Here is a 14,344-nt window from a genome sequence, read left to right as displayed (position 1 = left end):
TTACTAGACAACTACGTGGCACTTAAAAGTTATCTGGATAACTCTTTCATTAGATACTTTCGCTCGTTTGAAGATTTCCGACTGGCGGTACAGCGGTAATGCATCACAATATTTTTGTGTGGCCACATAGGCGAGTAACCCAGGGCCTGCGATACTTTTTTCGATGGGCTGTTTAGGCTTGCAGGCAATGGCATGGTGTTGCTCACAGCAGGGACAGATATATTTCTGGCGACGGGAGTATAGGAAGTATAAACGACCTTTTTACCCCTCACTCGATGTATTTTACTGAAATCCCCTGACTCATTCACCCTCTAAATCCCGCCAACTTGTGCAAGCAGGGGCCCCAAATCGCTCCAATAAAGGTTCGGTTTAGCGGTAAAATCTGCTCAATGGATGTAAGCTACCCCACCGCTCCGTTTGAAAGTTGGCAGTGCTGGGCAGTGTTGGATTTGCGGCCGTCAGTCAAAGAGACGACTCTGAGATGGGTCGAACAGGTTGGGAGTTAGTGGCGGTGCTCGCTCTGGTGGCAACTCGTGTTGCTTGGCAGCATCGGATGAAAACAACATCAGCCCCAACACACAGATCGATCAAAATTAATACTTTCCTGTGCAATCGCCCGTAATTGCTGGATCAATAGACGCGAGTCATCTCGCCGCCATTGAAATGCATAGGATAAAGGCTTTAGCTTTGGAAAGTTCTGCAATCTGAGCAAGTCACCACGCTGAATCAAGGACTCGGCCCATGCCGAAGGCAGAAATCCAATGGCCAACCCTTGCTGTATCATGCCAGCTAAGGCACCCAAATTTTCACAGAAAAGGTGTTGAGCAGGCGTCACTTGATACTGAGTTAACCAGTCATCAAGAATGCGGACCGTACCAGCTCCTCTTGTCAGGGTTATTAAGCGCTCACTTACTAATGCTTCAGGACGCATATCACTCGCCTGCTCCTTTCGTGTTGCCGCTATAACCCACTCGAAGTCAGCCTCGCCTATAATGTACGAGGCAATCACACTTCGCGTTGAAGGGCCGGCAATGATCGCAAAATCCAAATCTCCGGCTTCCAGCCCTTGCTCAAGTTGCTGCCCCACCGCAACCGTGGTTTCAACACGAAGATCAGGGTGACGCTGCTGAATAGTGGCAATCATCTTCGGTAACCAGGTTAAAGACGTCAACTCACCGACACCAAAGCGACAACGCCCGGATAAGGTCAGGTTTTTGTTAGCGTGATGTTGAAACTGGTCTGCACTGCGCAAAACATTGAGTGCATAGGGCAATAGCTCCTCACCAAAGGGGGTCATCACCGCATGGCGTGCCGAGCGGGAAAACAGCTCAGCGTTTAACAGCCCTTCCAGCTCAGAAATTCGCTTTGATAAGGACGAAACAGATATATTCAGCCGTCTTGCGGCCACAGCGAAGTTGTTGCAAGACGCCGCCCAATAAAATGCCTCCAACTGTTTAAACGTCATATGCACCTTTCACTGTTGAATAAAATCGAAATAATAGCATCAATATTATTCGCTTTTTAAAAAATTCTAGTTTTCGTAGACTGATGCTCTTGTTGTGGGTGGATAACGTCCAGCAACACTTATTATTCAGAATGGTTTGGAGATTCAGGCATGCCTCGTTCCTTACACGATTTTTTATCACTGCAAGATTTTGAATCTGCCGCTAAGCGCCAACTTCCAAAGCCACTTTATGGATACGTGTCTGGAGCCGTTGAGGATAATCAGTCCTTACATGCCAATCGCCATTCGTTTACACAGTACTCCTTCAAGCCACGGTTTTTAGTCGATGTGTCTAAACGTGACACGTCAATGGAGTTGTTTGGCACGCGCTACACGACACCTGTCGGAATTGCACCTATGGGTATTGCTGCCTTAACCAGCTATCGAGGCGATGTTGTCCTTGCTGAAGCGGCTAAGGCAGCTGGCGCGCTCTGCATCATGAGTGGGTCCTCACTTATCCGTCTTGAAGAAGTCATGGAAGCAGCGCCTGGAACATGGTTCCAAGCCTATTTGCCCGGCAGCCAAGAACAGATTGATGCCTTAATTCAACGCGTCGCACAGGCCAAGGTTAAAACACTGGTGATTACCGTGGATATGCCCGTCGCCGCCAATCGCGAAAATAATATTCGTTCAGGCTTTTCCACACCTCTGCGCCCGTCTCTATCTTTAGCTTGGCAAGGTATTACCCACCCTCGTTGGTTGATTAACACTTTTTTTCAAACCTTAATACGTCATGGCATGCCGCATTTTGAGAACAATTACGCCACACGTGGTGCCCCCATTATGTCTCGTAATGTATTAAGGGACTTTTCTGACCGCGGCCATTTAACCTGGGATCACATGATTCAAATTCGTAAACATTGGCGAGGCGAGATGGTAATCAAGGGTATTCTAAATGTTGAGGATGCCCTGAAAGCACAACAAATCGGCGTCGATGGCATTATTCTTTCCAATCACGGTGGACGACAGCTGGATGGCAGTATTGCCCCCTTAGATGTATTGCCGGAGATTGCCGCTGCCACTCAAGGAATGGAGATACTGCTCGACAGCGGTGTTCGACGGGGGACAGATGTACTCAAAGCCATCGCGCTGGGTGCTAAGGGTGTCTTGATTGGACGGCCATTTAATTATGCGGCCACCATTGCCGGACACGCTGGCGTCGCTCATGCGCTTAAACTCATTATGGACGAAGTGGATCGGGATATGGGCTTACTAGGCGTCACAGACTTGGCTCAACTCTCCAAAGAGTATCTTGCTCGACGCGAGCACTACTGAACATGTCTAACCTGTCGAGCCAACATCCACTTCCCTCGACAGGTGACTGCGCACCTTCATTGAGTGTGTCTGAGTCGATGATTCGAATACATCGTTTCTAAGGGCTTCAACAAGGGTCTGTTGCTTTGCATCCACTCCTGGTAAGGCTTAACGAGATCGTGCTCTTTAGGCCAGGGTACGGGGTAGGCTTCTGGCTGAAACATTGGCGCAAATAATGCGCTGGCTGTTAAATCCGCACGAGAAAACGCATCACCCACCAAAAAGGGATTGGATAGGAGTCGTTCGTTTATCTCCGTCAGCAATTCAAGAATGTCTTTCTCTGCTTTTGTCGCATTGTGAGCATTAATCCCCATGCGCTTCTTCATCACCGCTTCCACCTTCGAAAACATCAGCGTAAACAACCATCGCTTGTAAAACGCTTGATTTACCGTTAATAAAGGCGTGACTTGCTTTGGCGTTTGCAGCAAGTGAAAGTAACAAAATAAACGTACAGCAGGCCCCCCAACCTCATCTAATCGCTTTTCCCAGTCAAGCACCTGCTCTTTTAATACGGCATCAGACGGCATCAAGGCGGGCTGCGGATAGCGCGCTTCTAAAAATTCCAATATTGCTGAGGAACCGACTAAAACCTGCTGATCAAGCTGCAGTACAGGTACTGACGTTTGATTCGTCAGTTCTTTGATTTTACTAACATGAGCACCGGGTAGAAGGTTCACTGTTTTGTATGTCAATCCTTTGAAATCCAATGCCCAACGTACCTTTTCACAGTAATGAGAGATGGGAAACTGATAAAGAATGATGGTCATATTTTGTGGCCTTTTGAAGGTTCATATTATATTTTTTCACGCTTGAATAGTAACATCTCTTTTTTTAAATGCGCATTTGTAAAAAACGATTGCTCAGCATTTAACCGCTATTTAAAACAACTGCTGCTTATTCAAATTTCTAGATGATAACAATGTAGACTCTCGATAACTTTAAATAAGCCGCCACCTAAAAAACCACACCTAAAAACCCGCCAACGACCGCCCCCCCTATCACCACCAACCAAGCAGGGCATTTCCAAAACATCAGTGCGACCAAGGCAATTAACGCCAAACCAAAGTCTTGTGGGCCTTGAATGGCGCTGGTCCAGACAGGTTGATAAAGTGCCGCGAGCAGCAATCCCACAACACCGGCATTAATACCCAAGAGTGCCGCTTGCATCCGCACATTGCGGCGCAAGCTTTCCCAAAAAGGGAGTGCACCCAGTACTAATAGAAATGAAGGGATAAAAATAGCCAAGAGAGCAATCAAGCCGCCCCATACACCTGTCGGCCCCTCATTCATTGATGCACCTAGAAACGCAGAGAAGGTAAACAAAGGCCCTGGTACCGTTTGAGCCGCACCATACCCCGCAATAAAAGCTTCGGGATCAACCCAGCCGTTGGGTACAACTTCGGCTTGCAACAAGGGCAATACCACATGACCGCCACCAAACACCAAAGCGCCTGCACGATAAAAAGAGTCCACAAGGGCAAGGGTTTGGTTCGAGTACACACTGGCCAGCAGCGGCAGCCCAAACAACAGAATGACAAAAAGGCCTAACCAGACAACCCCAGCACGCGCAGAGATGACAAGTGGCAAAGGATCATGATCCGCTTGCTCTTGAGCCTTAAACAGAAAAAGGCCCAGAATACCGGCTAAAACAATCACACCCACTTGTCCCCAGACGGAGGGAATCAGCAAGACAAAGCAGGTCGCTGCCACCATCAACGTGATGCGCTGAACATCCGGACAAAGGCTACGTGCCATCCCCCAGACGGCCTGAGCCACGACAGCAACGGCAACCACTTTTAACCCCTGCAAGACGCCCTGCGGCATCGCCTCTCCATAGCTGGCGATACTCAACGCAAATAGAATCAGAGCCAGGGCTGAAGGCAAGGTAAAACCCGTCCAAGCCGCCACTGCGCCGGTATACCCCGCCCTAGATAAGCCGATGGCAATACCAACCTGACTGCTAGCAGGTCCTGGCAAAAACTGGCACAAGGCAACTAAGTCCGCATAGCTTCGCTCTGTTAGCCATTGCCTTCGAGTCACAAACTCCTCTCGGAAATAGCCAAGATGAGCAATCGGCCCGCCAAATGAGGTTAAACCCAGCCGAAGAAAAATCAGAAAAACAGACCATGCACTCTGATCCTTTTGGTGAGTTTCTTTCATATAAATTCCTTTGGCCTTAGTAAAAACATCATAATAACGGATGATAACGGCACTTATACCTCCAAATACACCGCGAGGCGCTGCCATACACCGCTAGCTGCAACCCAAATGCGATTTCCTTCATACAACCCATTATTTGCCATAAAATCATTGCTTGACGCACCCGCTTCTTGGCAAATCAACAGCCCAGCTAAGGCATCCCAGCTATTCAAATGCGCTTCAAAATACCCATGTACTTGCCCAGACGCCACATGGCAAAGCATTAAAGCGCCAGCACCAAAGCGACGATACTCGATATTTTCTTCAACAATCAGGTGCTCTAGCATTTTTAAGTAGTGATTAAGCGGATTGCGATTTGAGCGCCCAAGCCCTAATACCACGCGCTCCGGCAGTGGCTCCACTATTTTAAGTGTGTTTCCATTTAGGGTCGCACCTCTGCCCTTCTGGGCAATAAACAGTTCATCTCGGTCAGGTGCGTACACGATACCCAATTGAATAACATCTTCTACAACATAGGCCACAGAGATACACCAATAGTCCATTCCTAGCGTAAAATTGGTGGTGCCATCAATCGGATCTATGACCCAAATACCATCTTTTCCCTCTTTTAAGCCGCTTTCTTCGCCTAAAAAGCCAGAGTTTGGAAACGCCTGCGCCAAATAGGTTTGCAAGGCTTTTTCTACAAGAATATCGGCTTGCGAGACAAAATCCTGATCTGCCTTGGTGGTAATGTTAAGGCCATTATCACGAATTGCTTGGGCTTGCTGACCGATATCAACAATTGTATCACTGATGTTTTGTAAGGTTTCAGCTTCAATCAGCATAGAAAATTATCCTAAGTTAATAACAGGGCTGGTATGGCGTAATACCAGAGAAACAGGAACCCTAACCAAGCGAGCCGCTTGATTAGGCGATTTATTGCGGCTTTCAAGACAATTGAGTGCCTCGGAGCATAAGGCTGAAATGTCTTGGTTGAGCGTGGTTAATCGGTAGCTGTACTGAGCTGTCTGTGGGGTGTTATCAAAACCGATTAAATGAAAATCGTTGGGTGCATCGAAACCTCGCTGGCGCATGCCATCTAAAAAGCCACAAGCCAGTTGTGCATTGGCGCAGAAAACCCCATTGGGCAAGCCTTGGCTTAGATCGAATGCTAAGGCGGCCGCTTCGCCACCTTCGTAGCCATCCTGTTCTGCGATGACTCGTTTAACAGAATTCGCCCCAAAATTGGCGCTCTCAAGCGCTTGCTCAAATGCCACACCCCGTTGCAAACCCGCCCAAGTGGAGCCTGCATAATTTAACCAGGCAAAGCTATGGCAACCCGACTTAAGCAACTGATCCGTCGCCAACGCTGCACCTTGTTGATTATCTGAGCAGACAAAATCAACCAATGGAATGTCCAGCTGACGATTAATGCCGACCACTGGAATTTTGAATTGAACGCATTCATTAACAAGCGTGGCCGGTGGTTGGCCAGATGTGACAATCACGCCAGACACACGGAACTGAGTAAACTGACGCATGGTGGCTTCTAACTCTTTTTCTGAGTTTACTTCTGTCACTAACGCTTGATAGCCACGCCGCTGAATCATATGAATCAGACCTTCTAGCAAACTGCTGCGAAAAGGATCTTTAATGCGCGCAACGACAACGCCGATTAACTGGCTGCGCTTACGGTTCAATCCTTGCGCAAGAAAATTCACTTGATAGCCCAGTTCCCTAGCCGCGGCAATGACTTTTGTTTTGGTTTCGGGTGCGATACTGCCCTTGTCACTTAAGGCTCGAGACACTACCGCACGCGACACTCCGGCATGATTTGCGACATCTTGGGCGGTAATGCTTTTATGAGGCTTACTCATGGCAACGCCCTTGTACTAGCTTATCTAGTGGAACACCAAAATCTAAATCCAAGCTTAGGCCGTCATAGGATAAGAACACCTGAGGATTCCCTGTAATCTGAGCCTCTATATGAGGGATTTCTTCATCGTAACAGTGATAAAGCTAATACGGGTAAGGAAAGCGATTGCTGCAGCGCTAAGCAGTTCACAACGTCTCCATGGGAAGCCTCTTTTGATAGCGGCATTGAAACTGCACACTCCTGAAACGCCAGATCACAGCCCTGCATTAATGCCCTACTGGCGTCTGTTGGACGGCCGTCTCCACTGTAAAAAAGCACGTGTCCGTCGGCTTCAATCCTCAAGGATAAGTTGGACATTTCATGCTGAGTGGCCGCTGTGGATAAGTGCCATTGCTGCCATTGCCATTGCGCTTGGCTATCCCGCCAGTCGATGTCAAAACAGATGTGAGGTACAGGCCAGGTTGCTAGAGAGACAAGCTGTTGGAGGGATTCACGCTGCTGCGCCTGGCAATAAATAATCAGCGGTTTACGACGCCCAAAACTTTTCCAGCGATTGAGTAAAACCGGCAATCCTGCACAGTGGTCTGGGTGGATATGAGTGAAATACAGCACATCGATGTCGTTCACATCAAGCGCGCGCTGCCACAACGCACGAGGCACCGTAGGACCACAATCGATGAGCCAGCGTTGATCATCCTTGTCCGTTACCAGAATAGAAGAGGTATTGCGCGTTAAAGAAAATGCGCTGCCACTGCCAATTACGTCGATTTTCATAACACCCCAGAAAATTTCTTTTTTGCTTAATGAAACTGTCACACATAGGCGACAAAGTAGACACACATAATGTCGACACTAAGTTGCATTTTTTTTACAACTCGATGAACACGTGTTCATTTATACAAATTAGTGCATTTTTTTGCAATTTGATAGTGGATTTAATCGATGGCACACCTAGATATACGACAACTACAAGTGGGTTATGGCGATAAAACCATTTTGCATGGCATCAATTTACAAGTGCAAAAAGGTGAGATGATTGCTTTATTGGGACCCTCTGGATGCGGGAAAACCACTTTATTAAATGCGATATGCGGTTTTGTGCCCACGCAATCAGGCGAAGTGCATATCGCTGGACACGAGATTACGCAGCTTCCTGCAGAGCGTCGCAATATCACCATGGTGTTTCAAAGCTATGCCTTGTGGCCACACATGAGCGTCGCACAAAACATTAGTTATGGTTTAAAGGTACGCAAAATCCCAAAGGCTCAAGCACACAAACGCGTATTGGATCTGCTGAGCATTGTTAACTTAGAGGGGTTTGAAAACGAAAAAGTAACCAACCTATCTGGGGGGCAACGTCAACGTGTGGCACTGGCCCGGGCCTTAGCCGTTGAGCCGGACGTACTGGTATTGGACGAACCCTTATCAAATCTAGACGCCAAAGTTCGCCTTAGCGTTCGCCACGAACTAAAAGCTTTACAAAAGAAATTAGGGTTCACCTCGCTGATCGTCACCCATGATCAGGAAGAAGCCTTAGTCATGGCAGACCGTGTCGCGGTGCTTAACCAAGGTCGCATTGAACAACTCGGTACCCCCGAAGATATTTATCAACAACCCGAAACCCCTTTCGTTGCCGATTTTATGGGCGCTGATAATTGCATTATCTATAAAACTTCGGAACCAAACGTACAGTTACACTTACCCAATCGCTCAACAGCCCAAACATTTGCCCTGTATTTTCGAAGTTCCGCCACTCAAGTGCAGGCGTTCTCTAACAGTAAGAATGAGGCAGGCCTAACGCTATCCGGTCTAGTCGAGCAAACCGCGTTTTTAGGGCAGCAATACCGCCATACCGTCCGCTCTGGTGAACAGGTTTTACAAGCCGACTCTCGCGAATGCTGGCCTATCGCATCACAGGTGTCCTTATTTGTTCCACCTCAGGCACTGCACGTGTTTGATCTTGCAACGCACGAAACATCCAATGCTTTTCAATCAAACCTACGAGGATAAATTATGTTTTTCAAAACGAAACTCTCTGTTTTAGCGATGGTGTGTGTAACGCAGTTTGGGGCAAACGCCCATGCCCAAACCGTGCTTAATGTTGCGACCGCCGGAAGCCAAAATATGGTCGACTATGTCAAAACCTACTTAGCACCTAAGTTTGAAGCGATGCATCCAGATGTCAAAGTCAACGTAGTGGGCACAGGTCCTGGTGATGCGGGCTCTCATAAAATCATGGAAAAACTCAGCGCTCAACAAAAAAGTGGTCGAGAGACGTGGGATCTGGATGTGGCCGTTGTTCATCAAAAAACCGGTGGCGATATGGTCGAGCAAGGCTTATTGGCTGCGTTCCGTGATGACATCAGTACAGGTAAATTGGTGACACGTGATACCGCAAAGAATGCGTTAGGTACAGATGTCGATGGCTATGTCATGCCCATGTTCCACAGTCAAACTGCTCTTGCCTACAACAGCGATTTCATTGCCAATCCGCCCACATCCTACGATGAGCTAGTGGAATGGACACAGCAACATCCAAAAGCCTTTGGTTATAACGGCATCAAGAACGGTATGTCGGGTGTCAGCTTCGTAACAGGTTGGATCTATGCCTATGGCACCGATGCTGAACGTTTGTCCAGTGCTCCTTATGACCAGAGCCTTGAAGCTTCTTGGGAGGATGCCTTTGCCAAGCTAAAAGAGTTCAACAAGAACGTAACCTTTACACCCGGTAATGCAGGCACCTTAGACATGCTCAGCCGTGGTGAAATTTTCATGGGCCCAGTATGGGTGGATATGTTTTACAGCTGGCAAGCCGATGAAAAGATTCCACCTTCGTTAAAGCTTGCGCTGATTGCCCCAGGAATGCCTGGTCAGCCGATGTATTACGTCACACCGGATAAAGCCAAAAATCCTGAGCTTGCACGTGCCTTTATTGAGTTGGCAACCAGTCCTGAGGTTCAAGCGGAAGGTATTGTGAAGCAATTTAACTGGTACCCCGGCATTGATGCTGAGTTTGTTCAACCTGAACTCGACACCGAGAGTTGGAACAAGCTGTTTGTTGAGATCACACCAGACGATCTTGCCAATTTCGGTAAGAGCTTCCCGATCGCCCCTTACTTTGATGCGATCCAGGAAGGCTACGAGCGTCAGGTATCCAATTAATAACAAGCCCTAAGCGAGATACGCTTGCTTAGGGCTTATTTTAGTCTCAGCGTTTTGTCTCAGGTTTACTATGCGAGCATCCACTTCTAACCTATTACTCATTGGGCCAGCTGCATTAATGGTCGTGGCGTTATTCTTGTATCCGCTGTTTTTTTCGCTAGTCTCGGCGTTTACTCAGGATGATTTGTCTTTCACGCTCGATCATTTTGTAAAGGTATTCGAACTCTACTCAAACGATATCAAGTTCACCATAATCATTGTCCTGAGTTCAGTTGTATTGCTGGCGATCCTGTCAATTGGAATTGCTGCAACACTGACCTTGTCTCCTTTTCCCAAGCTGGTGGCCGTATTGGCCCTGCTCTATCGCTTGCCCTTGTTCATTCCATTTATCGTTGCCGCACAAATGATGCGCACGTTTTTAGCGAAAAATGGTTTGATGAACAACACCCTTGTCGCGATGGGTGTGATGACCCCTTTTGAAACGATTTCTTTACTTGGCTGGAGCGGCATTATCATTACCTTTGTCTGGAAACAGTTAGCCTTTTCAACCTTGCTGATCAGTGGCGCAATGGCCGCGTTAAACCGAGACCAGATTCAAGCGGCACAAAACCTGGGCGCCTCGCGTCTACGCATTTTAGTGGATGTAATTTTGCCGCAAGTAATGCCAACCATTGGTGTAGCGCTTGTGTTGTCCACTGTGACCATTATGTCGGTGTTATCCGTGCCGCTCATGATAGGCACAGGCTCACCCACCATGATCACCGCCGATATCGCGTTTCGAGTGAATTCTTACGGTGATTACCCTGTCGCCAATGCCCTAGGCATGGTGTCTTACTTAATTTGTGCAGGCCTAGCATGGTTCTACTTGCGTCAGAGTTTAAAGGATAAGGGGGCTTTATCATGAGTCAAACGATGACAACCCAACACAGAGGATTTCGATCACTAAAAGCCCGATTCACCTTACGCTGGAGTTTTTGGGCGCAAACTGCATTTATCACCCTCTTAGCCTTGGCGCTTTTTGGCCCCATCGCGAATTTATTGATTTGGACAATTGCAGAAACCTGGTATTTCCCACACACCTTACCCAATCAGTGGGGATTGAAGTACTGGCAGCAAGTGTTTAATCCCTACAGTGATGTCTCGGGTTCACTGATGACCAGCATTATCATCGCCCTCTGTGCTGTTGTTGTGTGTTTGCTGGTGTCGATACCGGCTGGCTATGCGCTATCCAAACACACCATGCCTTGGCGGGTAGGATTTATGCTGCTGTTTTTGATTCCTCAAGCCTTCCCGAATTTAACGGTATACATCAATATTGCCCGCATTTTCTATGACTGGGGACTCAACGGCACTCTGCTCGGTGTCGTGTTGGTGCACAGCGTGCATGGGCTGATGTATTCCGTGTGGATAAGTGTCGCGGCCTTCTCCTCTATTGATCCCATGCTGTCCCGTGCTTCGCGTAATTTGGGAGCCGGGCCAATCTACACCTTTATCCATGTGGTACTGCCACAAGCAGCACCGGGTCTCATTGCGGCCAGTATCTTTGTATTTTTGGAGTCTTTGGATGAGTTTACCGGCACCTTTTTTGTTGGAGCCCCAGAGGTCACGACCTTACCCTTATTACTCTATACCGCCAGCATGGAAGGGAATTACCAGATCTCCTCGATTACCGCGCTTATTTTATTGATTCCATCCATTGGATTTATGTTGATTATCAATAAGTTTATGCGGCCTGAGATGTTGTCGAAGTTGGGTAAGTAGATTAAGGGGGGCGTTCTGACTAAATGAATAGCTCTACCTGAAAATCGTCATGGGGTGCCTGCAATAGACCCTTTTGACGATGAAGGCTTCTAATTTTTTTAGTAATGTATTCCATAAGAGACTTAGTCCTTTAATTTTTGCAAAACTCGAACTAACTCGTGCACTCGAGTACTGGGGTTATCGGTGGCATTACGCTCACTTTCTCGCAACCCGCGCTCCGCATAGTTTATCGCTTGACCCAACTGACAGATTAAGTCAGAAAAAATGCCCCCTCTTCCTTTTTCATAATCATGTATGTACTTTTTAAGCTCTGTTAAAACTTGGTTGCCAGAGCTATTTCCCGGCAATGTGGTGTAAGGGCGAGTTGAATAGGTAAAGTGAAGTAGTAGCCAATACTCAAAGCAAGGTACCGAGTTTATCGCAAAATAGGTATCTTTAGGGGTATAGGATGCTATTGCTCTCAATGTATCTGCATATTTAGCGTGTCCGTCCTTATCAAAAACACAGAATACTTTATCGAAAGGATCTCCTGCATCTTTCTCTTCTCTAAATCGCTGTTTAGCAAAATTGAAAATACTCATTGGGTCTGAACCACAGTCACCACGAACTTCAACATTGACAGTATTAAGAGAGTAATATTCTCGTACTTCTTCAAAATAATTTGGCTCTGTTTTTTCGCCCTCACAAACAACCAATATCTTTTTATAAGCTTCTCGGCTTGCTACTCTTCTTTGCAAGCTCTTAGCATTCTTCGCTTTACGCTTATGAAATAAATTATCTGACCCCATGCCATCCCCCTTAGACCGTTGGTCGCATCTTCTTCACAAAGGGTAAAGCGCCGTAACGTCCAGAAAGATAGGCAAGCTCAAGATTTTCACGACCTTTTCGAGGGCTAAAATCCGTTAATGGGTACATTTCTGTAGCTTGTGCTTTATTTTTCTCGCAAAACCACACCTGATCTCTACGAAAAACCTCTTGATTTAAAATAGAGGTCTCGTGAGTAGTGAACACTAACTGTGCATTTTTAGGGTTTGTCTCCGGGTTGTTGAATAACTCAACTAAAAAACGAACCAATCTTGGATGTAAATTGTCATGCAGTTCATCAATGAATAAGACATAACCATTTTTTAAGGCATCAATCCAAGGGCCAGCAAATGAAAATAGTTTCCGAGTGCCATCAGACTCCTCATCAAAATCAAATGTTACAGCTTTCCCATCGCTATCTTTGTGAACTGTTTTAATATCGAGCGTTTTTTTTCCTTTCATTTCTTCAATAACAACATCCCTCAAAGCATCCGGCATATCACTTGGTAAATCATCAGGACCAAATGACTTTGTTTCAACGAGGATGTCATCAATGTGGATATCTGCCGCATGCAAAAACTCCATCACTTTAGACTTTTCATCATTTTCGCATAGAGATGCGCTAAATGATGGTGACCATCCGCCCACATTTGCCAAACGCAATGTAGTCTTGAACCAGTCGAAAACAGGTCGTAACTGTTCGCTATTCAACTGAACAGCCGTTGATAGAAATAAAGCATTGTCTCTCGTCGATCTTTGCCAAAGCTGTTTTTCTCCTGTGAGACTATTCCCTAGCTCCCACTCAAAACGCTCTTTCTCTTCTACCCAAACACGCGTGAACCAGCGTTGTGCTCGACCTTTAGGGTAAGCTAGCAACCACTCTTCATAAACCTGCTGAGATGTGGCAGAAAAACCATATTGATAGCGCACCCCTCCTACAACAAACGTTACTTCAAACTCGCTGGGAGCCTGACGGGTATCTGGAGAGAGTCGAAAAGGGGTCACGGGAAGGAGATCACCACGTTGCTGATTCGCAGCAGATTCAAGCACAATTCGCTTCATGGTTTTCAGTGCTCGCAAAAAGTTAGACTTCCCACTGGCATTTGGACCATAAATAGCAGCTGAACGCAGTAACTCAAACTCATTAGCTGCCTTAACCTTAAAGGTATTCAATGTCACCAACTCATCACTTTTGCTCTTTACCAAGCTGAAGGTTTGAGTGTCACTCAACGAACGAAAATTCGCTACATTCACCTCAATTAACACAAAGACCTCCTTTAGGATTTACTTTTGACATATTTTGTCAAAATTTAGCATGAAATCTATCTAAGACACAATTTAAATAGGCAAAATGACGAAAATCCTAACTTTACAAAAATTACCTGTGCTGAACTACCCTTACCAACCTAATTAGTACATAACGCTCTATAGCAAGCCTAGAACCAGTCCGCTACCAATGATCACCATGGCGATTGCAACAATTAACTGTACCACGCGAAGTGTTACTTTTGGCAAAATACGCTTGCCAAAGAAAGAGCCAATAAAAGCACAGAGTGAGCCGACGACCACAGGTAGAACGAGTCCGTCGGTCTGAGAGAATTCCGCCGCGAGCATGGCACTGCCATACACCATAAGACGCGCTGCATCGACAATCACGGCAGACACAATCCCCGTCGCCACAAAGGCTTCTTTCGACAAGCCGACCTTGAGCAGAAATGCTGAGCGAAGCGCCCCCTGATTACCGGAAAGTCCACCAAAAAAACCGGAGAGTACACCACCGATGG

Annotated in this window: 15 protein-coding genes; 5 read left to right on the top strand and 10 right to left on the bottom strand. The window is 46.8% G+C overall.

Annotated features, from left to right (window positions below; all coding sequences use genetic code 11):
* Positions 1-3: 3 nt before the first annotated feature.
* Positions 4-153: an IS66 family transposase gene (locus D791_RS22075; protein ID WP_420329354.1), complete on the bottom strand. Its 150-nt coding sequence runs from the start codon at positions 151-153 to the stop codon at positions 4-6.
* Positions 154-565: 412 nt separating this feature from the next.
* On the bottom strand, positions 566-1,465 hold the full coding sequence (locus D791_RS15175) for a LysR family transcriptional regulator (RefSeq protein WP_036513418.1): 900 nt from the start codon (positions 1,463-1,465) through the stop codon (positions 566-568).
* 150 nt (positions 1,466-1,615) lie between these two features.
* Here D791_RS15175 and D791_RS15170 point away from each other — a divergent pair, with 150 nt between their 5' ends.
* Positions 1,616-2,779 carry an alpha-hydroxy acid oxidase gene (locus D791_RS15170; RefSeq protein ID WP_036513415.1) on the top strand — a complete coding sequence of 388 codons (1,164 nt, stop codon included), beginning with the start codon at positions 1,616-1,618 and terminating at the stop codon, positions 2,777-2,779.
* 56 nt (positions 2,780-2,835) lie between these two features.
* Here D791_RS15170 and D791_RS15165 read toward each other — a convergent pair whose 3' ends face one another.
* The 5 genes from D791_RS15165 to D791_RS15145 form a co-directional block, all read right to left on the bottom strand.
* Positions 2,836-3,585 (bottom strand): glutathione S-transferase family protein, encoded by a 750-nt coding sequence (locus tag D791_RS15165; protein ID WP_036513412.1) that lies wholly within the window; start codon positions 3,583-3,585, stop codon positions 2,836-2,838.
* A gap of 187 nt (positions 3,586-3,772) precedes the next feature.
* Positions 3,773-4,978: a chromate efflux transporter gene (gene chrA, locus D791_RS15160; RefSeq protein ID WP_089503646.1), complete on the bottom strand. Its 1,206-nt coding sequence runs from the start codon at positions 4,976-4,978 to the stop codon at positions 3,773-3,775.
* A gap of 53 nt (positions 4,979-5,031) precedes the next feature.
* Positions 5,032-5,802 (bottom strand): inositol monophosphatase family protein, encoded by a 771-nt coding sequence (locus tag D791_RS15155; protein WP_036513410.1) that lies wholly within the window; start codon positions 5,800-5,802, stop codon positions 5,032-5,034.
* A 6-nt stretch (positions 5,803-5,808) separates the two neighbouring features.
* The gene (locus tag D791_RS15150; protein ID WP_036513407.1) at positions 5,809-6,834 is read right to left on the bottom strand and encodes a LacI family DNA-binding transcriptional regulator; all 1,026 of its coding nucleotides are present in this window, start codon (positions 6,832-6,834) and stop codon (positions 5,809-5,811) included.
* Positions 6,835-6,956: 122 nt separating this feature from the next.
* Complete coding sequence (locus D791_RS15145; protein ID WP_202806890.1) at positions 6,957-7,607, bottom strand: ribonuclease Z; 651 nt, start codon at positions 7,605-7,607, stop codon at positions 6,957-6,959.
* Positions 7,608-7,775: 168 nt separating this feature from the next.
* On the opposite strand from D791_RS15145, the gene D791_RS15140 reads away from it, so the two are divergent.
* The 4 genes from D791_RS15140 to D791_RS15125 all read left to right on the top strand — a co-directional run bounded on the left by D791_RS15140 (position 7,776) and on the right by D791_RS15125 (position 11,756).
* Positions 7,776-8,843: an ABC transporter ATP-binding protein gene (locus tag D791_RS15140; protein WP_051514595.1), complete on the top strand. Its 1,068-nt coding sequence runs from the start codon at positions 7,776-7,778 to the stop codon at positions 8,841-8,843.
* 3 nt (positions 8,844-8,846) lie between these two features.
* On the top strand, positions 8,847-9,995 hold the full coding sequence (locus D791_RS15135) for an ABC transporter substrate-binding protein (protein ID WP_036513404.1): 1,149 nt from the start codon (positions 8,847-8,849) through the stop codon (positions 9,993-9,995).
* Positions 9,996-10,065: 70 nt separating this feature from the next.
* Positions 10,066-10,899, top strand: a complete 834-nt coding sequence (locus tag D791_RS15130) for an ABC transporter permease (RefSeq protein ID WP_036513401.1) — start codon at positions 10,066-10,068, stop codon at positions 10,897-10,899.
* Entirely contained in the window at positions 10,896-11,756 is an 861-nt protein-coding gene (locus D791_RS15125) for an ABC transporter permease (protein WP_237748676.1), read from the top strand. The genes D791_RS15130 and D791_RS15125 overlap by 4 nt, the downstream gene beginning before the upstream one ends.
* A gap of 122 nt (positions 11,757-11,878) precedes the next feature.
* On the opposite strand, the gene D791_RS15120 is transcribed toward D791_RS15125, so the two are convergent.
* The 3 genes from D791_RS15120 to D791_RS15110 form a co-directional block, all read right to left on the bottom strand.
* Positions 11,879-12,544 (bottom strand): RloB family protein, encoded by a 666-nt coding sequence (locus tag D791_RS15120; RefSeq protein WP_036513397.1) that lies wholly within the window; start codon positions 12,542-12,544, stop codon positions 11,879-11,881.
* A gap of 10 nt (positions 12,545-12,554) precedes the next feature.
* Positions 12,555-13,814: an AAA family ATPase gene (locus D791_RS15115; protein ID WP_272944862.1), complete on the bottom strand. Its 1,260-nt coding sequence runs from the start codon at positions 13,812-13,814 to the stop codon at positions 12,555-12,557.
* 171 nt (positions 13,815-13,985) lie between these two features.
* The coding region (locus D791_RS15110) for a hypothetical protein (protein ID WP_036513392.1) at positions 13,986-14,344 on the bottom strand (359 nt) is incomplete at its 5' end.

This window comes from Nitrincola nitratireducens, assembly GCF_000585235.1.
In the GTDB taxonomy this organism is placed as follows: domain Bacteria; phylum Pseudomonadota; class Gammaproteobacteria; order Pseudomonadales; family Balneatricaceae; genus Nitrincola; species Nitrincola alkalisediminis.
Note: the sequence above shows the minus strand (reverse complement) of the source record. Positions and strands in the feature narration are given on the sequence as shown.